Origin of the sequence: Sinomicrobium sp. (assembly GCA_029266035.1) — a bacterium.
Lineage (GTDB): Bacteria > Bacteroidota > Bacteroidia > Flavobacteriales > Flavobacteriaceae > Sinomicrobium.
Map to the genome: position 1 here is coordinate 237,047 of JAJUFH010000001.1, position 20,264 is coordinate 257,310.

At 41.7% G+C, this 20,264-nt stretch carries 19 protein-coding genes; 3 read left to right on the plus strand and 16 right to left on the minus strand.

Translation table 11 applies throughout. From position 1 onward, the window contains the following. Positions 1 to 12 precede the first annotated feature (12 nt). The 12 genes from ACYZZR_RS00975 to ACYZZR_RS01030 form a co-directional block, all read right to left on the minus strand. Positions 13 to 1,614: a PAAR-like protein gene (locus ACYZZR_RS00975; RefSeq protein ID WP_461532117.1), complete on the minus strand. Its 1,602-nt coding sequence runs from the start codon at positions 1,612 to 1,614 to the stop codon at positions 13 to 15. A gap of 12 nt (positions 1,615 to 1,626) precedes the next feature. Beyond that, positions 1,627 to 1,977 (minus strand): hypothetical protein, encoded by a 351-nt coding sequence (locus ACYZZR_RS00980; RefSeq protein WP_461532118.1) that lies wholly within the window; start codon positions 1,975 to 1,977, stop codon positions 1,627 to 1,629. Positions 1,978 to 1,991: 14 nt separating this feature from the next. Then, entirely contained in the window at positions 1,992 to 2,351 is a 360-nt protein-coding gene (locus tag ACYZZR_RS00985) for a hypothetical protein (protein ID WP_461532119.1), read from the minus strand. Between the two features lie 79 nt (positions 2,352 to 2,430). After that, complete coding sequence (locus ACYZZR_RS00990) at positions 2,431 to 2,706, minus strand: hypothetical protein (RefSeq protein ID WP_461532120.1); 276 nt, start codon at positions 2,704 to 2,706, stop codon at positions 2,431 to 2,433. 52 nt (positions 2,707 to 2,758) lie between these two features. After that, positions 2,759 to 3,643 carry a hypothetical protein gene (locus ACYZZR_RS00995; RefSeq protein ID WP_461532121.1) on the minus strand — a complete coding sequence of 295 codons (885 nt, stop codon included), beginning with the start codon at positions 3,641 to 3,643 and terminating at the stop codon, positions 2,759 to 2,761. A 14-nt stretch (positions 3,644 to 3,657) separates the two neighbouring features. Then, positions 3,658 to 5,415, minus strand: coding sequence for a type VI secretion system Vgr family protein (locus ACYZZR_RS01000; protein ID WP_461532122.1), 1,758 nt, complete (start codon positions 5,413 to 5,415; stop codon positions 3,658 to 3,660). Between the two features lie 34 nt (positions 5,416 to 5,449). After that, positions 5,450 to 5,857: a hypothetical protein gene (locus tag ACYZZR_RS01005; RefSeq protein WP_461532123.1), complete on the minus strand. Its 408-nt coding sequence runs from the start codon at positions 5,855 to 5,857 to the stop codon at positions 5,450 to 5,452. Between the two features lies 1 nt (position 5,858). Next, a complete protein-coding gene (locus ACYZZR_RS01010; RefSeq protein ID WP_461532124.1) occupies positions 5,859 to 6,476 on the minus strand; it encodes a hypothetical protein in 618 nt (205 codons plus the stop codon). 61 nt (positions 6,477 to 6,537) lie between these two features. Further along, on the minus strand, positions 6,538 to 6,933 hold the full coding sequence (gene tssD / locus ACYZZR_RS01015; protein WP_461532125.1) for a type VI secretion system tube protein TssD: 396 nt from the start codon (positions 6,931 to 6,933) through the stop codon (positions 6,538 to 6,540). 289 nt (positions 6,934 to 7,222) lie between these two features. Further along, positions 7,223 to 8,113, minus strand: coding sequence for a bifunctional 5,10-methylenetetrahydrofolate dehydrogenase/5,10-methenyltetrahydrofolate cyclohydrolase (locus ACYZZR_RS01020; protein ID WP_461532126.1), 891 nt, complete (start codon positions 8,111 to 8,113; stop codon positions 7,223 to 7,225). 40 nt (positions 8,114 to 8,153) lie between these two features. Beyond that, complete coding sequence (gene ffh / locus ACYZZR_RS01025) at positions 8,154 to 9,482, minus strand: signal recognition particle protein (RefSeq protein WP_461532127.1); 1,329 nt, start codon at positions 9,480 to 9,482, stop codon at positions 8,154 to 8,156. A 397-nt stretch (positions 9,483 to 9,879) separates the two neighbouring features. Continuing rightward, positions 9,880 to 10,551, minus strand: a complete 672-nt coding sequence (locus ACYZZR_RS01030) for a hypothetical protein (RefSeq protein ID WP_461532128.1) — start codon at positions 10,549 to 10,551, stop codon at positions 9,880 to 9,882. A gap of 350 nt (positions 10,552 to 10,901) precedes the next feature. On the opposite strand from ACYZZR_RS01030, the gene ACYZZR_RS01035 reads away from it, so the two are divergent. The 3 genes from ACYZZR_RS01035 (at position 10,902) to ACYZZR_RS01045 (ending at position 14,926) form a co-directional block, all read left to right on the plus strand. Next, positions 10,902 to 11,411 carry an RNA polymerase sigma factor gene (locus ACYZZR_RS01035; protein ID WP_461532129.1) on the plus strand — a complete coding sequence of 170 codons (510 nt, stop codon included), beginning with the start codon at positions 10,902 to 10,904 and terminating at the stop codon, positions 11,409 to 11,411. 76 nt (positions 11,412 to 11,487) lie between these two features. Further along, positions 11,488 to 12,396, plus strand: coding sequence for a FecR family protein (locus ACYZZR_RS01040; RefSeq protein WP_461532130.1), 909 nt, complete (start codon positions 11,488 to 11,490; stop codon positions 12,394 to 12,396). Next, positions 12,359 to 14,926, plus strand: a complete 2,568-nt coding sequence (locus ACYZZR_RS01045) for a TonB-dependent receptor plug domain-containing protein (RefSeq protein WP_461532131.1) — start codon at positions 12,359 to 12,361, stop codon at positions 14,924 to 14,926. The genes ACYZZR_RS01040 and ACYZZR_RS01045 overlap by 38 nt, the downstream gene beginning before the upstream one ends. 209 nt (positions 14,927 to 15,135) lie before the next feature. Here the strand turns inward: ACYZZR_RS01045 and ACYZZR_RS01050 are convergent, their stop codons facing one another. The 4 genes from ACYZZR_RS01050 to ACYZZR_RS01065 are packed head-to-tail and all read right to left on the minus strand — an operon-like array spanning position 15,136 to position 20,248. Further along, positions 15,136 to 17,325, minus strand: a complete 2,190-nt coding sequence (locus ACYZZR_RS01050) for a PepSY domain-containing protein (RefSeq protein WP_461532132.1) — start codon at positions 17,323 to 17,325, stop codon at positions 15,136 to 15,138. Between the two features lie 22 nt (positions 17,326 to 17,347). Continuing rightward, entirely contained in the window at positions 17,348 to 17,836 is a 489-nt protein-coding gene (locus ACYZZR_RS01055; RefSeq protein WP_461532133.1) for a DUF2271 domain-containing protein, read from the minus strand. An 8-nt stretch (positions 17,837 to 17,844) separates the two neighbouring features. Next, on the minus strand, positions 17,845 to 19,335 hold the full coding sequence (locus tag ACYZZR_RS01060; RefSeq protein ID WP_461532134.1) for an ankyrin repeat domain-containing protein: 1,491 nt from the start codon (positions 19,333 to 19,335) through the stop codon (positions 17,845 to 17,847). A 7-nt stretch (positions 19,336 to 19,342) separates the two neighbouring features. Beyond that, the gene (locus ACYZZR_RS01065; protein ID WP_461532135.1) at positions 19,343 to 20,248 is read right to left on the minus strand and encodes a DUF6607 family protein; all 906 of its coding nucleotides are present in this window, start codon (positions 20,246 to 20,248) and stop codon (positions 19,343 to 19,345) included. Positions 20,249 to 20,264: the final 16 nt, after the last annotated feature.

Consider the following 20,264-nt stretch of genomic DNA (forward strand, 5'->3'; position numbering starts at 1 on the left):
CTATAATTTCAATTATCCTCTTGGGTATCTGTGATATGTAGGCCCACAAGTTGAATGAGTTTCAACATGCTTTTGACTTGGTATGGTCTCCATATTCGGAGATTTGTCCAATGCCCTTTTTCCATCTATAGAAGTTTCGGTATACAACGGCTTCTTATGATGTACTACATAATCAACAGATCCATCATAATCCTTGTTATACTTCTTATTTGGCACCTTTCTACCATTGTTTTTTTCTATATACTTTCGAGCTTCCGGATCGAGTTTATCTTTATCCCTCATTAAAGTCTTTCTACGCTCAGCCATACTTCTTCTATATCTATTTTTCTTGTTCCCTTTAACTTTCGGGTCTTTGACAAACCTTCCTGTCGTCTTATCGTGAAGCCGTCCATTCTTATCTCTAAACGTATTTGGCGGATCTGCTTTACTAGCGGATTTTTGCTTGGTATTCGGATCTTTGACAAATCTATGCGTTTTATCATCCCTAAGCCGCCCGTTCCTATCTCTATATGTGTTGGGTGGATCTACTGGTTTACTTTCAAAAGCCTCTCCTTTACCTTTTTGTGAAGGTTTAGATGAATTGAGAGAAGAGCTTTTTTTAGAAGCATTGTCTACCTCTTTGGGCTTAGTATTTCCGTCGGTCTCAGCTTTTGGTTTATTTCCCTTGTGGCTTTGGGTAGCACTATCGGAAGCACTGCTTTTTCTCTTCCCTCCAGACACAGGGGCAAATAACAATGCTAGGGATTGTACATCACTCCAGCTACAGTTTCCGGTAAAAATATTTTTCACTGCGTCAACATCTCCCAGGGCTGATTTTTTTATTCCACCGGCAAAATCTCCAACCCCGGCACTTCCTTCTTCGCCGTATGTACGCAAGAAATTTTCACCTCCTTCTGCCGATTTTTTACCCCAATCCAGGAACACTCCTTTAGCAAAATTACGGCCTACGTACCCCGGAGCTGCCTTTAGAAAATTCAAACCTGCAGATCCCAAGCCTCTTAATCCTCCTGCGGCAAAAGCTCCTACACCTCCACTTAGAGCTCCTCCTCCCATTCCTATAAAGGCCCCTCTGGTCATTCCCTCCAATAGCCCTTGGATATAATTAGCACTTCCCAAGGCAATGGCCTGCTTCCAGTTTTTTATATTGGGTGCGATTTCTATGGTTCCTCCCACAGAACATATCATTTTGTGATCTGAAGTAATGGCATTTCTCTGATGTATGATTAAATCAGGTTTTGAACCGGTCCATTCTCTCAACGCAGCCGCTTTCTGTCCACATAACAGTCCCCCGACGATTGCCCCTAATGCCGCTCCTGCAAGCCCTGCTATAGCACCGACAGCTATTAGGGCTGCGCCCCCTGTGGCTACCGTCAGAACCCCCACCACTGCCAGGGCAACGACAGCTATGGCAGCGGCAGCGGCCATAAGCATCATATATTTTTTACATCCAAAATCGATCCAACTGCTCGTAGCTTTATCATCTTTGGTAATATAGAGTTCTCCGCTTTGCTTTTTAACACCATAACCCTTACTTGGCTCTGGTCCCTGTAATTGAGCAGGAACATTGCCCATAGAGCAAGTCCAAAAGTCCTTTTCGGTGATGATTTTCCCCATATCTAATATGGTTTATTCATTTAAATATTCCTTCTTAACAATTCGCTTTACAAGATAATTTCTTACCATTAACATAATGAAGGCTATTATTAATACAGGTATTAAAGCAGGAACCAACATTTGTTTAAATACAGCCAATGAATAATCCTTAATACCCATTTGAAAAATATCAAAGTGTTCCCACTGAAGCATTGTATTTCCAAATAAAACAATCCATATTATCAAAAGAGCTATAAACACTCCCCACCAAACAGGACTTTTTATCCCTCCCCTATAAAATACGTTTAACCTTTCCTCATAAGGCACTTTTATCAGGGTGGGAATTTGTTTTGTTATCTTTTCTACCCTTTGATTGCGGTCCATTTATCTAATATGGTTTATTCATTTAAATATTCTTTTCTTACAATACGTTTTATAAGATAATTCCTTAATAGCAAGAGCACTCCCATAATAACCATAGCCGGGACAAGGACAGGAAAAAACATTTGTTTAAAAATAGCCCCAAACCATTTTATAGACCCTATACCATAGCCTATCTCTCCCCAGGAAAGTATTGTATCGGCGAACAAAAACAGCCAAAGTGCCATAAGCCCGATAAACGTAATCCAAATTGCAGGATTTTTAAGTGCCTTGTTAAGCACCTGTAACCTTTCTTCACGAGGGACATGCTTTATGACAGGAACCTGTTTGCTTATCCAATCTATTTTTTTTTCCTTTTTACTGTCCGAGTTATCCATAGTATATTTTTCAGTTCGGGGATTTATTTTATGCCTTTCTCTGTCATACCCATGATCCGGCAACATCACAATGTCCAAGTTATACTTTTTGCAAGACCTGTCTGCGTTTTATATAGCCCAGCCTCAACCTATCGCCATAGCGAATAGCACGAATACCAAAACTCAAAACCTTGATCTCCAGCTCGGTCTGCCCCCTCCTTTTTGGGTTTGAGAACCTGACCAATAAAGTCATTGTTTTGATGTTTCCAGAATGTAGCCTTTCAAGCCCGAAAACAAAGGTCTTTCTTCCTAAACGCAGAATCTTAGAGGCTGAAACCCCTGGTTTTTCTGATGTCTTTTTTGCTTGTAAATCCATCCTTGACAGCTTGACTATCTTAGAACCTTTTAAAAAATGGTGGTATACTATTTTAATTTTTTACAATCCTCTTGTTCTCCTTCAACAAGGTATCACTAACAATATAATAATTCATTTTAGTGTACAGGTTTTCCTTCTTGGCAATTTCTTCTTTACGGATCACAGCTTCCAATAATTTCCCTGTATCCTGTTCTATACCAAAGCTAGTATGTTCAGTCAAAATCGGCTCCAGCTTAGCTATATCTATCTGTTCTGAAAAATGCTTGTATGCCCTCTGATTAAACCCCTGCCCTAAACCAGCATAGGGATTAGCCTTGGAATACACTTTAACATATTTAGAATCATAAGGGGTATTGTTATCCGTATAAATGGTATATTCCCATTGTACATTGGCCGTATTAAAAAAATTGGGTTTTACCACTGTCTTCTTAGTGTTTGTATATTCTCCGTATATTTCTCCAAAACAAACACTAAAAAACTCACTGGCCTGTATTCCGGCCTTAAGTTTTTCTGGATCCTGGAATATCTCGTCGTTGAGGCTTATTGCTTTTTCTATATCCGGGTTGTCCTCCAATACTTTTTGCATTTCGGTTTTGGTCTGTTTCCACTTACCCAAGATCAGTTCCATATTCAACACCTCCAAAATTTTCCCTTTTTGATCTAGTATCAGATGTAACTCATTGTACATTCTTCCGAATATCCGGCTCATTGCTGAAATTTCCTCAACCATAGGATTATTCCATTCCAAGAGGGTATTGTCTAATTGTATCAACTCAATCTCTACCCTCCCCTTTATCCGGTCTACCTGGATCACTCTAAAATCCCAACGTATCTGGGCTTTGGATTGCATGCTTACATTTACAGCCATTAAGTCAGAGTCGATGGTTAAAGTATATTTTTCTGTAAAAGGTTGCTTTATCCGTATCTGTTCACTCATTATTATTCATTTCCTTAATTGATGAATACATCACCTCCATCTAATTTGGTTTCTCCTGCAATATGGTTGTTTTTGCCCGTAATCTTGGTATTCTCATCGCCAGTAAGGATGATGTTTTTCCCTTTGAGTTCTATATTTCCATCACTATGTAAAATAAGGGAACTCTCTCCTACAGTTATGGCAAATTGTTTATTTCCTGAAAAATTTATCACCCCATTTTTATCCATATTCAGTGTACTTGCCCCTTGTCCGATATCAATATTTTTTGAGGTGTCTCCCACAATATTAATATTTCCTGCACCATCCATAAAATACTTGGTCCCATTGGCATCTTCCAACAACATACTTCCGCTTTTGTCGTTCATCACCACTTTGTTTCCACTTCTACTTTGAAAAGCTTTCAGATTATTGTCTGGATCGTGATACCCGCTTTTTGCTTGGTTGTGATGTACGCTACCGGTAACATATGGGAGTTCTGCATTTCCACTCTGAAAATCTACCATTACGCTCTCGCCCTTCTCTGGGATAAAATGAAAGCCTTTGCCATTACCCCCATTGGGAGAGGCTAGAGGAATCCAATCTGTGGTTTGGGCATTTTCTTTCTGCCAAGCCATTTGTACTTTAACCCGTCCCAAACCCTTGGGATCATTGTTATCCATTACTATGGCAGGCTGGCTCTCACACTTGCAATAGTCACCAGGCGTGGAATAAGGAGACACTTCTACAGACACGGGAACCGCCCTAAACTGGTTGTGATACTCCCCAGTATCTACACAATGGTGAGTGGTATCAATGACTTTAAATACTCCTTGTGAACTACCATCTTCATCCAATATCCTAATAATAGCACCAGGACGTAATGCCGGATTTTCACTGCTCCCGTTGACATAGACCATATTGGCCACCTTCTTCTTAAAATTGAGTTCTGCAAAATCGTCCATATCAGCTTTCCCCGTACCCTCATTTATTAATTGGTTGTTTTGCACAATAGTTTCCTTAGAAAATACTCTTCCGGAAGATTTGACCAATTCTGCAGTTATACCATTAACTCTATTTTCAAATTCTTTGGTCAGGCTCTGGTGAGATTCACCTTCAGAAAGATCATTGCCATAGTATTTAAAACGGGTTGGCTGCAAACTCATTTCAAAATCATAATTAAACAGGTTATACCCATAGTGCAGGATGATTTCCTCTCCCGTATTTTCCTGTCCAATAATCAACTCCATACCATTGTAATAAAACCATTCTCCTTGTCTAGAACACATACGTTTGAGAAAAGTATAATCACTTTCATTGTATTGAACAATATAGGGATAAGGAGCATCTTTTAAAGGTTGGGATACTATTTTCAACATTTGACTATCGTATTCCCTAGTAGTATTGTGTATGATATCGGATAATGTCTTCTTCAAAAAAGAGGATGACTCCGGACCATTGTCCATAAGTACGGTGGGGCTATACGCCCTAAACTGCAACCGCTTGCCACTGCTATCATTCTGGTTTACGGCCTTGACACGGGTTACCACCCCCTTAAAATATCCGGTATGTGTGGAAAACATCCCGTCTATACCCTGCATGGTCACCAATATGGTTTCTCCTATAAGCTGATGGTAATTACCCTTGAGACCAAAATTTTGCATATACACCTCTTCTTCTCGGCATTCTATAGTGAGCTCATGGTGATTGTCTATTCGCTGGCTCAGTTCAAAATCTAGAAAGGTGCTTATCCGCAGATCTCCTACCTTTACAGTAACATCCGTTTGCAATGCCATAACTATTATATTTTCGTTTTCGTATCTTTTTCTACTAAAATTCAGCACCCTTTGTCCATTCCACAGCATGGACTACACTCCATTTGTTATCGACCTCTCTGTACCAAACCCTGATATTAGTTTCCTGATCTTTTTCCCAGATGACTTCTTTTATTGTAATAGATTCACTTCGTCTTTCTTTTACAGTAAAGTAATTGTTCAATTCTATCCTTGACTCTGGAAGGGCATCATCGAGTATGAAGCTCTCTGTTTGCAAGGGCTGTCCGTACTCTTTCACGCTTTCCTCCAAACATCTTTTTGTCAATTCTTCTATTGTAACCGGAAGGCTTTGCATTTTGTTCGCCTGTTTTTGTGTGTCCTTTTTATCGCTGTTGTCTTTGGGGACAGGGGTATTACAGGCCAAGATCAAGTTACACACTATAACAATCAGTACATTTTTCATATTATCGCACTTTATAAATGCGGAAAGAAGTTTCCGGCACCATGGTGTTGAGTTGTTGTATAAGATAATCCGAATGCCTGTCTCTCAGTTCATTTCCTACATTCATCATACTGGATCTATCCAACTGAAAGGGGCTACTACTCCCGTATTCATCCCCATGTGTAGTGGCATAAACTGAATTTCCAGCCGCATGTCCAAATTCATGAGCCACTGGGTACTGAAAATAACTTTTACCATTTTTAACCCTTTCTACAAGAATCAGATCTTCGGTATCCAACTGCATCGTTCTTGTCCCCCATTTAACATGGCTAGTTCTAAAATCTCCTGGAGGAATTTTCCGCACAACCACACTCCAATGCTCATTAGACAACACCCATTTTATATCGAAATTTACCGTGAAATCCCGATCGGTAAATTGGGTAGCAAAATCAGAATTCCCCTCTACCCTTACTATAAATTTTCCGCTCCACTGACCCCATATCAGTTCGTCTGCACGACGATGAAACTCCTTTTTATCATCATAGGTCCAACTGGATACAGGAACAAGAATTTGCCAATCGTACTTCCACCGTTGTTGCACCAGAATGGTCTGCCTATGAGGCTCCACAACAATATCCATCCAGTCCGTTTTCTTGATTAGATCCATTTTGGAAAAATAGTAATTACACTTAACCTATAACCTATACCGTTGAGGGCCACCTCTTTTTATAAAGCGTATTTCCGATATTGATCTCTTGAGCGGAAATCACAATCTCTGTACACATGGGCTCATCGCCCATGGCCCTGAATTTCTCTTTATACCGAATACAATAGCCCTTTTTAAAACTCGTAGATTTCATCCGAGCCATACCATCTCGTTTGTAAAAAACAAGTTTCCCGTCTTTAACCTGGGTAGCACTCACTGCCCAATCGGAAAAATGGTCATTCATATCGGTCTCAACAACCAAGCGTATTTCACCACCCCTAGCATTGGTGGCGGGTTTCCCGTTGTGATCTATCCCCTTTTCTACTAAAATGTCATATTCAAGAATATTGTATGACATAGCGTCAATCTCAAATTTAGCAAGAAAACTCATATACCTTTATTATTTATATCCGACTAAATTAAAACTTTTTTACTCAGAGGTATATCCCCGAAAACCTGTATTTTATTAATAAAAAAAATGGAAAACAATATTTCTAAAATATTTACTTATCGTGCAAGTGTGTTAAATCATTTCTTTTTACAAAATAAAATCTAAAATTATTATTATTCATTTACTTTTTAATAAAGAAATATACTATATAAAATTTAAGAGACATAAAAAAACCGGTACCACTTCACAGTGTATACCGGCTATTACTACAAGCTTCTTTTACGACAGATTAGGCTTTGCTACGCAACAAATGTCGCTCCCGAGCCAGAAGGGTATTCTTTAATAGCATAGCAATAGTCATTGGTCCTACGCCTCCGGGAACCGGGGTGATATAACTCGCCTTTTTACTCACATTCTCAAAATCGACATCTCCTACAATACGGTATCCTCTTGTTGCAGTTTCATCGGGAACACGGGTAATCCCCACATCGATAATAACGACATCATCTTTCACCATTTCCGCTTTGAGATAATTGGGTTGCCCCAGTGCAGTAATAATGATATCGGCCTGTGATGTAATCTGTGTTATATTTTTGGTATGACTATGGGTAAGGGTAACGGTTGAATTCCCTGGAAATCCTTTCCTGCCCATCAAGATACTCATAGGGCGCCCAACGATATGGCTTCTTCCTATTACCACGGTGTGTTTCCCTTTGGTCTCCACATTGTAGCGCTCCAACAATTCTAGTATTCCGAAAGGTGTTGCCGGTATAAAGGTAGTCATATCGAGCGCCATCTTACCGAAATTGACCGGGTGAAAACCATCCACATCTTTGTCGGGATCAACCGCCATTAGCACCTTCTGTGTATCGATTTGTCGAGGAAGCGGAAGTTGTACAATAAAACCGTCTATGGAAGGGTCTTCATTGAGTTCATGTATTTTGCGAAGCAACTCTACCTCGCTGATGGTACTCGGGAGTTTTACCAGAGTAGATTCAAAACCTACGCGCTCACACGCCTTTACCTTACTACCTACATAGGTAAGGCTGGCTCCGTCGTTTCCGACCAATACAGCTGCGAGATGAGGAACCTTTTCTCCTCGTTTTTTCATTCCCTCTACCTCAGCCGCAATTTCTTCCTTGATCTGCTCTGATATTTTTTTCCCGTCTAATAATTCCATGCTCGTCATTTAATTTTTTAATACCTGCTTTGCAAAACCACTAACGCATTCCTTTCATCATCTGCATCATTTTCCGGCCACCGCCACCTTGCATCATTTTCATCATCTTGCTCATCTGATTGAACTGTTTCAAGAGCTGATTTACTTCCTGCACCGATGTTCCTGATCCCTTAGCTACCCTCTTCTTTCGCGATGCGTTCAACACCGAGGGGGTAGAGCGCTCTTCCGGGGTCATAGAATGTATAATAGCTTCGATATGTTTAAAAGCATCGTCGTCGATATCCACTCCTTTAAGCGCCTTTCCTGCACCGGGAATCATCCCCAATAGATCTTTCATACTTCCCATCTTCTTGATCTGTTGTATCTGCGACAGGAAATCGTCAAAACCAAACTGGTTTTTGGCTATCTTTTTCTGGAGTTTTCTCGCTTCTTCTTCATCGTATTGTTCCTGGGCGCGTTCTACGAGAGATATCACGTCTCCCATGCCCAATATCCTATCGGCCATACGAGAAGGGTGGAATACGTCTATCGCATCCATCTTCTCTCCGGTACCTATAAATTTGATGGGTTTATTGACAACCGACTTAATAGAAATAGCCGCACCTCCACGAGTGTCTCCATCGAGTTTGGTGAGTACCACTCCGTCAAAATCCAATCGCTCGTTAAAGGCTTTGGCTGTATTGACAGCGTCCTGTCCGGTCATAGCGTCTACCACAAATAGGGTTTCCTGTGGTTGGATGGCTTTGTAAACATTCGATATCTCCACCATCATCTCTTCATCTACAGCTAGACGCCCTGCGGTATCGACAATCACCACATTGTGCCCGTTGGTCTTAGCGTGTTCTATTCCCGCTTTGGCGATGGCTACCGGATCGTTGTTTCCTCGATCAGAATAGACCTCAACACCTATTTGCTCCCCTACCACATGCAGCTGGTCGATAGCCGCGGGTCGGTATACGTCACAAGCTACGAGAAGTGGTTTTTTTGATTTTTTACTTTTTAGGAAGTTGGCCAACTTTCCAGAAAAGGTAGTCTTACCAGACCCCTGCAAACCCGACATCAAGATTATCGAAGGATTTCCCGAAAGATCGACACCTTCGGCATCACCTCCCATAAGTTCGGTGAGTTCGTCTTTCACTATCTTCACCATAAGCTGCCCGGGCTGTAGGGTAGTTAACACATTCTGCCCTAACGCTTTTTCCTTGACCTTATTGGTGAACTCTTTGGCTATCTTAAAATTGACATCGGCATCCAGCAGTGCCCGCCGTACTTCCTTAAGAGTCTCCGCAACATTGATCTCCGTAATCTGCCCATGCCCTTTGAGGACGTGGAGGGCTTTGTCCAGCTTTTCACTTAAATTGTCAAACATAATTACCTGCTTCTTTTTTACGCATCAAAACGAGATTCGAAACCTGACTGTCGCCAGGCGAGTTACTCCACCTCTACAAGAAAGAATTTCGAAGAATTCAAAGCAAAATTGCCAGTCTCCTGATTCGGCGGGATGCAAATTTAAACATTTGAACCGAAGCCCACCAAGGCTGAAGCTCTAATTTTAAACATTTTCGGTGAGAAAAACACATACAGACCTATACCGTATGTATAAAAAGAGAAAAGAGGCCTTACGACCTCTTTTTCCGGCTGTCAGGCACCCCTACCTGACAACTCAATCCAAACAACCTAATTGTAACAGTTACAATGTCTTTCTGTATAAGTTATCGTCTATTTCAGACAATCACTGCAACTGTGTGGATATATTTTAAAACTTTCTACTCTGAACAATCTTTGGCAGATTGTCTTATCAGATTTAAAAGCTCTTCATTATTGTTAACTTCCTGTGTTCCTGTTTCCAATTTTACGCTTACCGGATAATTGATCGTAGTGTGCAAATCTCCGATAGACCCCATAAAATCAAAAAGTTCTCTATCACTCTCAACAGTAATACTGCCATTGCTTTGGTTATTGGCATTGTACGTCAACATTTCCAGTGGATACAAAAACTGCACACACGCTATTCTGGCATACACACTTTTACCGCAAAGCTCTCGCAACTGATTTAAATCTTCCTCCGAGCTGATCTCTAGTTCTGTATAATCACCAGAAATCACCTTAAATGGAAATTGCAACAAAGCTGGAACTTCCAACTCCTCCATAATATCACGAACGATTCCTAAATCTCCTTCATTGTTTATCATCCTCACAGCTCCGTTGAGGTTTACGGCAATGGGCAATTGTAAAGCTCCACAACTATTTTTATCGAGAAAATCATCTCTCGTTTCGTAATTGGATGTCGCTCTTCTAATCCAAACCGTCATTTCTGAACCATCCGCTATCACCAATTGCGGATCTTCTCCAATCGTCTCCTCCACCTCTTCTTGGCACGCAATACATAAAAAGAACACAACTGCGGTTATAACCCCGCTTATGAAATACAACTTCATACTTCTGCTACATTTCACACATAAAACAGTCATCCTTGAAAATACCCTACCCCACATTTCATTTTTTTTATTTTTTTGTCATTCGATCCCTTTGCTACCTTAAACTTCTTTTACCGGAGCTCTACAATCGAACTGCAAGGTACGCAGGTTGACAAGAGTAAGCAAACACTCTTGTCACGCATTTTAAAGTTAAAGCCTACACATACAAATTTGAAACTTCAAGTAAAAACGCTCCCATTACCCAGTCTCTTTAGCTTCCTTAGATATATAACTAAAACAGCTTTAACATTCTATCATTTTAATTCTACGCACAAAATAAATACCTTTGCATATCCAGATAAAACTATCCCATGCAACAAGATGACCCTGTTTGTTCTGAAAAAATCTACACCTCGATATATCGCAATTACGCGGAAAAACTCAACAATTTCATATATTATAAGTGTGGAGACACCAAAGAAGCGGAAGACATTGTACACGAATCTTTTATCCGGCTGTGGAACAATTGTAAAAAAGTACCTTTGAAAAAAGCCGGAGCATTTCTATTTACTGTTGCCAACAACCTTTTTCTCAATGTTGTAGCACACAAAAAAGTGGTGCTTGAATACAGCAAGGAATCGCAAGGTAGTTCGGACAAAGAAAGTCCGCAGTTCCTTCTGGAAGAAAAAGAATATATGGAGAAGTTGCAAAAGGCTATCGCTAATTTGAGTGAGGCTCAACGAACTGCCTTTCTGCTACACCGAATAGACGGCATGAAATACAGTGATATAGCCACCTCTCTAGGCATATCGGTTAAAGCTGTAGAAAAAAGAATACACAAAGCATTGATAAGCCTCAGAAAAGAGATAGAGGGTGTGTGATTTAGAAAATCGATTCAAAGATAAAAACAAGGTAGGGTATACCCCTTCTCAACTGTTAAATAACTAAATGCCAATAATGAAGAATGAAAATCTGTTAGCAAAGTGGTTGAGTGGCGAAATCTCTCCAGAAGAGCTCGACATCCTGAAACAGACGGAGGATCTCTCTTCGTATGAGAAAATCATAATCCATACCGACAAGTTTAAGGTTCCAGCCTTTAACAGTGAAAGGGTGTTTCAAAAGATAATAGATCGACAACAAGATACAACTGTTCTTCGACCGAACTTTAGGACGTGGAAAAAAATCGCTGTGGTCGCTGCTGTATTGGTATTACTACTTGCCTCATACATATTTTTTGCACAGGGCGACGTCACTGTACAAACCGCTAATGCAGAAAAGACAAATATCCATCTTCCCGATGCTTCAGAAGTCGTGTTGAATGCAGGATCTACGCTTAGTTACAACAAAAAGAAGTGGGCAGATCACAGAGATCTCAAACTGGAAGGAGAAGCCTTCTTTAAAGTGGTGCCGGGAAATAATTTTGCCGTACACACCACTGTCGGAACAGTTGCCGTATTAGGAACTCACTTTAATGTAAAAAGTCGCGACCAGTACTTCGAAGTCAGTTGTTATCAAGGCTCAGTAAAAGTGATTTACGAACAGGATACATTTATTCTTAAATCGGGTGAAACATTCCGATCTCTCGAAGGAGGCAAGATAGAATCGGATAATTTTCCGAAAAGTGAACCGTCTTGGATAAGGGATGAAAGCTCCTTTAAGAGTGTTCCGTTTCAAGAGGTTATCCGCGAACTCGAACGACAATACAATGTCAAAATTCACAGCGATACCGATACCGATGTACTTTTCACGGGAAGTTTTAGCAATGACGATTTAGAAACTGCCATAAAAAGTATTACCTTGCCATTCCATCTAAAGTACCGGTTTGCGGATGGCAGCAACAGCGAGATTATTTTGTATTCAGAATAAAACTAAAACACTGGTAGCAGTCGTTTTAGCCTTTTTTTTATGGTGTTTTTCTCCTCTTTACGCTCAAGAAAAAGAGGCATTGCCAGCGGTTCTTCCTCGGCTGGAAAAACACTATGGCATTAAATTCTCCTATTCCGATCAGGACATAGCTCCCTTTAGAGTTGTAGTCCCCAACTTGTCCTCTTCCATATCCCAAATTATCACCGCATTAGAGCAACAGACATCCCTTGTCATAAAAAAACTAGACAACAGATACTACACCATAACATTCCAACCCCAGTCGCTGTGTCTCGTTCTGATGGATGATTATCTGGGGGAACCTGTTTCAGGAGCATCTGTACAAGCATTAGACCATAAAAAATATGCCGTAAGTGATTTTGACGGCAGAATAGAATTTACGGGGGTCACTCCTCAAACTGTGATTCATATCCAAAATGGAGGATATAAGGATATAAAATTTCCAGCCGGCGAATACGTCGGAAAGGATTGTGATACTATTTCGCTTATACCACAATATCAGGTACTGGAAGAAGTTGTAGTAAAACAATACCTCACCAGCGGATTGCAGAAAAAAACTGATGGAAGCATCAGTATAAGCACTGGTAGCTTCGGAATACTTCCGGGACTTACAGAACCCGATATACTTCACACCATTCAAGCGCTTCCCGGTGTCAAAAGTGCTACCGAAACAGTTTCAAACATCAATATCAGGGGAGGTTCTCATGATCAGAACCTCATTTTATGGGATGATATAAAAATGTACCAATCCGGACATTTCTTCGGTTTGATATCGGCGTTTAATCCGTATCTAACCAGGGATGTTTCAGTAGTGAAAAATGGAGCAAGTGTGATTTATGGCGATGGAGTAAGTGGAACCATAGACATGAGATCGGCCAATACTATAGACAGCACCCTTACTGGCGGCGCAGGGTTTAACCTCATTGCTGCCGATGCCTATACCCGTATCCCTGTGGGCGACAAAATCGCCCTTCACCTGTCGGCGCGACGATCGATTACCGATTTGGTCTCTACCCCTACCTACAACTCTTATTTCGACCGGGTATTCCAGGATTCCAAGATTACAAACACCGAAAATCAAGAGATAAACGAGAATATCCAGAGGGAAGAAAATTTCTATTTCTACGACACCAGCCTCAAACTGCTGTACAATCCGAATGAAAAGCATCAAATAAGAGCCAACGCCATCCTTTTTAAGAACAATCTGGAATACAACGAAAAAGCTACAAATACAGGAGAAGCCCAGCAGAGTACACTCACACAGCAAAATCTTGCTTTCGGTGCATCGGTCAAGAGCGAATGGTCACCCTCACTCACCTCTTCCGTAAAAGTATACTATACCAAATACAATCTCGATGCCGTAAACTACACCCTGTATACCGATCAGCGACTGTTGCTCAATAACGAAGTACTCGAAAGCGGAGTGAAAGCCCATATCAACTACAAGATAATTCCCGAAGTAAACCTGCTCGCCGGTTACCAGTTTTATGAGGTGGGTATTACGAATACCGATGATATCAACACCCCAAGATTCCGGGTCAAAGACAAGGATGTCATACAGAATCACGCCCTCTTTTCGGAAGTCAGCTATCAATCGCCAAGTAAAGGGACCTATATCAGGGGTGGTATTCGGGTAAACTATATCGACAAATTTCAAAAATACATCTACGAACCCCGGCTGAGTATCCGGCAAAAAATATACGGCGGACTGGCTTTGGAAGCTCAAGGTGAAATGCGGAGCCAAGTCACCAATCAGGTTATCGACCTGCAAAGAGATTTTTTGGGAGTGGAAAAGAGAAGGTGGATACTGTCTAACAACGACGATCTCCCCATCACGAGAAGCAAACAAGTGTCGGCCGGACTCCATTACGACAGAGGTGGATTTTACACCGGAGTTGAAGCCTTTTACAAAACCGTGAAAGGCATTACTACATCCGGACAGGAATTTCAGAACGAGGGGCAATACCTGCGAACAGCGGGTGACTATACTTCGCGAGGGATAGAATTTCTGCTCAATAAAAAAGGTAGGAACTATAGTACCTGGCTCAGTTATTCCATAGCTCAAAACGAATACAATTTCAGAGAGCTCACCCCCTCCGCTTTCCCGAACAATCTCGATATCAGACATTCCATCTCCTTTGCCGGCACCTATACCCTAAAGAAACTGAAACTAGCTCTCGGACTAAATTGGAACTCGGGAAGACCGTACACCACACCCATCGCCGGAAATGAGGTTACCGAAAGACAAACGGGAAACAGTATAAACTACAACCCCTCCAACAGCGACAGACTTCCCGATTTTTTAAGGGCCGACCTGTCTTCTACCTACAACTTTGAAATAAGCCCCTCTGTAAGAGCCAATATCGGAATCGCCATACTCAATATCCTCAATAGAAAAAACACCCTCGATATCTATTACCGACTCGAAAACGACCAAAGCACGCAAATACAGCAAGTAGAAAGCCTTTCGCTCGGTATTACTCCCAATATGACCTTTAGAGTATTTTTCTGATGTTTTTTAAATCCCACAGTATTGGGTTTACATTCCGACGGTGAGATGACACTGTCATTCAGAGCGCAGTGAACCCGCCTGTCCGGCCGGCAGGGAATCTCCCCACAAGATCAAAGAATCTTCAACAGTATAACGTCTATCCTAGAGATTCCTTCCTCCTTCGGCGAACAGCCCCTATCGTCGGAATGACACCGAAAATGTCATAACAGTTAATAACAATCACTCTTAATCTGTTTTCTCTCTCGATAATACTCCAACGACCGATCGTTATGCTGCCGGCAAATGTCTTCCAAAGTAATCGACACGTCTTTATACATCTGCAGTGATCCACAAATCATCAGCACACCGCCCCTTTGCAGTACTTCAGCTATAAGTTTTGCATCTTCACAAAGCTTGTTTTGTACATAACTCCTGTCAGCTTCCCGCGATAGGGCGAGGGAAAACCGCTGTAGTTTTTCTTCTTTGAGCAGCTGTTCTATATCTTGTATGTAGAGTTCATAGGAATTGCTATCTCTCAGGCCCAGATATAAATGGGTATATACCTTGCTGTTATGGTGAAGCATCCCCAAAAAAGGAGCAATCCCGGTACCGTTGGCAATCAATACGACCTCGGTTGCTTTTACTGGAAAATGAAAAGCCGGGTTTCTGACGATCCTTGCTCTGATAATTTCTCCAATTCCAGCCGCGTGTAAAAAACCGGATCCCAATCCGTTGTCGTGCAGTTTTACACTCAAGCGAATAGCTCCATTTACTTTACCGATGGAATACAGGCGTTCCCGGTGATCGTTATGAGGGTGCACTGCCAGCAAGTCGCCAGACGAATAGCTTTGACACCATCGGGGTTTTAGGGTCATTAGAAAAGTATTGCCTGTCTTGTCACAGGCAACAGTTTTGTTCACCACCCTAAATTTCTTAAGCTGGCGTGGCGCTGTAGCCAAGGCTGGTTCTGGGACAGAAACGGGTATCTCGGTCGCTTCTGACCACAGTCGTATCCACTTTCCAAAATCTTCCACAGATTTGTCATTGATAGTCTCCACCGGCAACATCTGGGTCATATACCGCTGTAATTCCTGGTCTGTATCGAGAGCGAATTTGCAGAAATCGGGATAAGCCAATGAGCCAAAGCCCACTACCGAATATCGGATGTCTTGGTTTAGGTTAAGTTCTTTCAGTTTTTTTAGGAAGTGAACAGCGTTTGCCGGCGGATCGCCTTGCCCATAGGTAGCGGTGATTATCACCAAGTATTTTGCGGCGGGATAAGTGCTTATCTCATTCATCTCATCCATAAAAACTTTGTATCCGCCAGCGATCAACTGCTTGTAGAAAGCGGAAGCATAAGCAAGGGTACTCCCGTTCTCCGACCCTGAGAGAATAACGATTTCTGCCTCCTCTTTACCAAACTTATTCTTCCATCGACCTCGCCTCCTTTTGAATGTCATGGCAAAGCCGGAATAGATAAAAAATAATATATTGACCGAAGCCAATGCGAGAATCGCCGACCACCACACACTGCCTTTTCCGGTATGTAGGTTCAGGCTCCACATAGAGAGCACGACCGTTAATGGAGTCTCCACCCGGCTCACTACATCACCTGTATACTGGTTGACAAGCAGTTCTTCTCCCTGTTTTTTTAAGGTAAACAAATCTTCTACATCAGGTGAAAAAGGAAATTCCAACAGCGAGACTTCAGAAAGCGGGGTCGTTTTAAAAATCTCAAAATCCGAGAAGGAGATATGTGGAGTTTCAGAGAGCAAACCATCGCCGGTTTGGTGTGTTATATGAGATTCAGGGAGTAGGTGAAACTTCTCCAGCGATAGATAGACTCCCGTAGCGGTGATAATGACGATGGGAATTAAAAGCAACCGACCCGAAACCACATGCCAGTATTGGTTGAAGTTCTCATTGACAATTCTAGAGAAAAATCGCTTGATACCCCGTTGTCGTTTAATGACAAGTACGGTTCCAGAAAGGGAGATCAGCAGTAGTAAAAAAGAGCATAGACCGACAAAAAAACGACCTATACCCTTCATAAACAGCGACCGGTGAAAACTGGTCACCCACTGAAAGAAAGGAGAAGGTTTCAGTTCTTCTCCGAGATATGCCGCCGTCACTGGGTCGAAATATCCACTCAAAGCATCTCCTTCGGCAGTAAATACAGAAGCTATGACAAAATCATTGGCATCGACCTCTAGTTCGAGTACCTCTGGGTAAGTCTCTTTAAAGATTGTTACAGTCTGAGCAAGACTAATCTCATCCAGATCGGTAATCTGATAAGGCTTTAACTGTTCGGAAATTGGCTGAAAAGCCAGAATACCACCCGAAACAGAGGCCAGTACTATAAAAACGAAAGAAGATACAGCCAGGACTAGGTGGCTGTATCTCCATATAGAAATCGTCATAAGTAGCTGTTTTTTACTCTGATTAATTGGGCATCATCCTTATATATCGGATAAACCCTTTACCTTCGTGCTTAGCTTTGATATTCTCAGAAGTCAGTGGAAACTCTATATCAGAAGTATAGTATTCTTGATCTTCTACGGAGGACTCAAAACGGAGACTGTATCCGGCATCAATCTTAGAGTTTTCTATTTCGATAACTTGAATAGCCCTTGCTCCTCCCGCAATAGTAGCTCCGGTTATAGCATCTATATTATTCCGCTTCCTTCCGTAAAATTTCCACCAAGCCTCTAAACTGTGGTACCACTCCGGATCATCACCGTTTACATACAGTGTTTTCTCGTATTCTCCTTGCGGATTGATCAATGAAATCACAATATAGGCTGCCTCTCCCGAATAGTTGGTCATCTGTACCATACACTTGTATTTGGTGGTTTCGGCTACGGTAGTAAACGAAACTAACACCAGGCATAATCCGACAAAAAATGATATTAAACCTATTCTTTTTTTCATCTTCGCGTTTATTTCAAAAAGTCCAGAGAAATTTTATTTTTCTTAAGCACTTCATTTTCAGAAGCTAAATCATAAGCTGACTCCTCAAAATCGGTGGTTAAGCTCTTATCAGCTCCTAGTTGTAGAAGCTGTTTTAAGAGTACATCATCTTTGGCCCTCATGGCAGCCAACAGCAAAGGCGTATTGCCTTCTTTATTCCTAGCATTGATATCCTGACCGGCTTTTTGAGCCAGTTTCAACAGTTCGACATTGTCTTTATCTACCGCGAGATGATACCAAGTATTTCCGTTACCCTGAGGTTTAGAAATATCTAATCCATTCTTTTTCAGAAGATCGAGTTTTTCATTAAACACGGCTATAGTACCATTGCCCCCTCTACCTCCAAGCGAATTGACCAGATAAGAAACCAGAGTGTTTCCATCGGCATCGGCCAGCTTTACATCGGCTCCTTTTTTAATGAGAAATTCCACAACATCTGATGTATTGCCCTGTACTGCTAGACTCAATGCAGACTGACTCTTTTTGTTAACACGGTTGATATCTTTCAAGTTTTCAGACAACAGCTGCACAATCTTCAAGTCGTTATTTGCTGCAGCATTCATAAAGGGCGTATTTCCATTGTGGTCTGCCTGATCTCCATTCAATCCCTTGTCGAGCAAGTATCGAATCACTTCCACATCTTTACTTCTCGATGCAGCAATATGAAGAGGAGTACTCCCGTTTTTATCGACAACCTCCGGGCTCAGCCCTTTGCTCTCGAGGTATTTGTACACCTCAACACCGTTAGAAGCACCTCTGACACCTGTAGCTGCCATCAAAAAAGCCTGATCGTTTCCTTTTATCCCTCTACCTAGCAATTTGTCCATCAAAGCGATATTTCCCGCTTTGGCTACATAGTTAAATATACCGTTACCGTTCTTGTCGGCAGCATTGATATCCAGCCCTTTTGAACTGAAATATTCGGTAAGTTTAAGATCGTCGTCCTTGGAAGCTGCGAGCAACAGAGCGTTGGCTCCGTCTCTGCTGAGATCGTTTTTCAAATCGGCTCCATGCTGTAGACAAAGCTCATACACCTCTAAATTCTTATTTCCTGCATTTGCGGCGAAATTAAGGATGGTCATCCCGTGATCGTCTACAATATCGGTTTTAGCACCCTTATCCAAAAGGTATTTCATCAGTTCGGAATTTCCTCGGTAGGCAGCCCAGAAAATATAGGTTCGCCCATCGTGAGTCAGCTTGTTTACCCCGTTGCCTTCTTTTGAAATCAGGCGAATAATCGCCTCGTTGGGGGCATCTTCCAGAATAGCGTATACTACTCCGTCAAAATTAAAAGGAGTGGCTGCAGCCGGATCGTTACCCTCCTTTATTTTTTGATCGACTATCTCCGGACTGGGATTGGTTTTCCAGAAATCACGACTTAAGAAAATACTTTCCTGTGCTTCCCCCTTACCTACTACAAGAAGTAATACAAGGATAATAAGCAATCTGAAGTTACGCATGTCTTCTTTATTTTACAAATGATTCGATTAGGGGATTGATTTCTTCGGAGGTGTTAAAAGCATCTTCCTCAAACAGGGATTTGAACAAGGGTTTGTTGTCTACCTTCTCTTCTAACGACAAGTCCTTTTTACGGGCAAATACTTCTTCCCATTTGTTGCGCACCAAACTCCACTTCTCCTGGTTTTTCTTCCAGTAGTCTCGCGCGGCCTGACATTCGCTGTCGTCAACACGTCTGTACACATCATAACCTTTCTCCTGTGCGACAAGCACATCGTCCTTACCGTCTTCACGAAGTATCTTGTCGTTGTCTTGGTCGTGTATCCAACCGTAATCGACTATCTCATGGCGGTTTCTTCTCAGAGTTACATTATAATCGCTGCGTTGGGTGTATTCACGTCTCGGTAGAGGAGCAGAAGTCTCACTTTCCCAAAAGTGTCTTCCGTCTACATGAACCCATGAAGCAGAACCTTGGTAACGCGGACTGTCGTCTACCTGAAAAACTTTTTGTGTCCACTGTCCTTTTACCTGATCTGCCGGAAGGCTTACATATTTCCAAGTGTTGTCGTGATCGTAGGTGTAGAGATCAGTATTTTCATACTCCCAGTCTTGACGCCAGTGCTTAACGATATAGGGATTTTCTTTTGTCCCTACGATAAGTAGGTGCTGCATAGATATTTTATCTTTGCCATCTTCTACCAACTCTACCCATTCCAGTCCTCTGTCATGCTTGGTTTTAGACGGTATATAGGTAGAGTCTTCAACATATTCGAAAGTCTCGGCAAAGTTGAAGGCCACTTCATAGCAACCACACATACTCTTTATGGCCTCGGTATCTTGTTTTTTTTTGTTTTGAGCCTGCATACTGAACAAACATGACAAGCTCAGTACAAAGGCTAATGCAAACTGTTTCATAATGAATAGGTCTTGA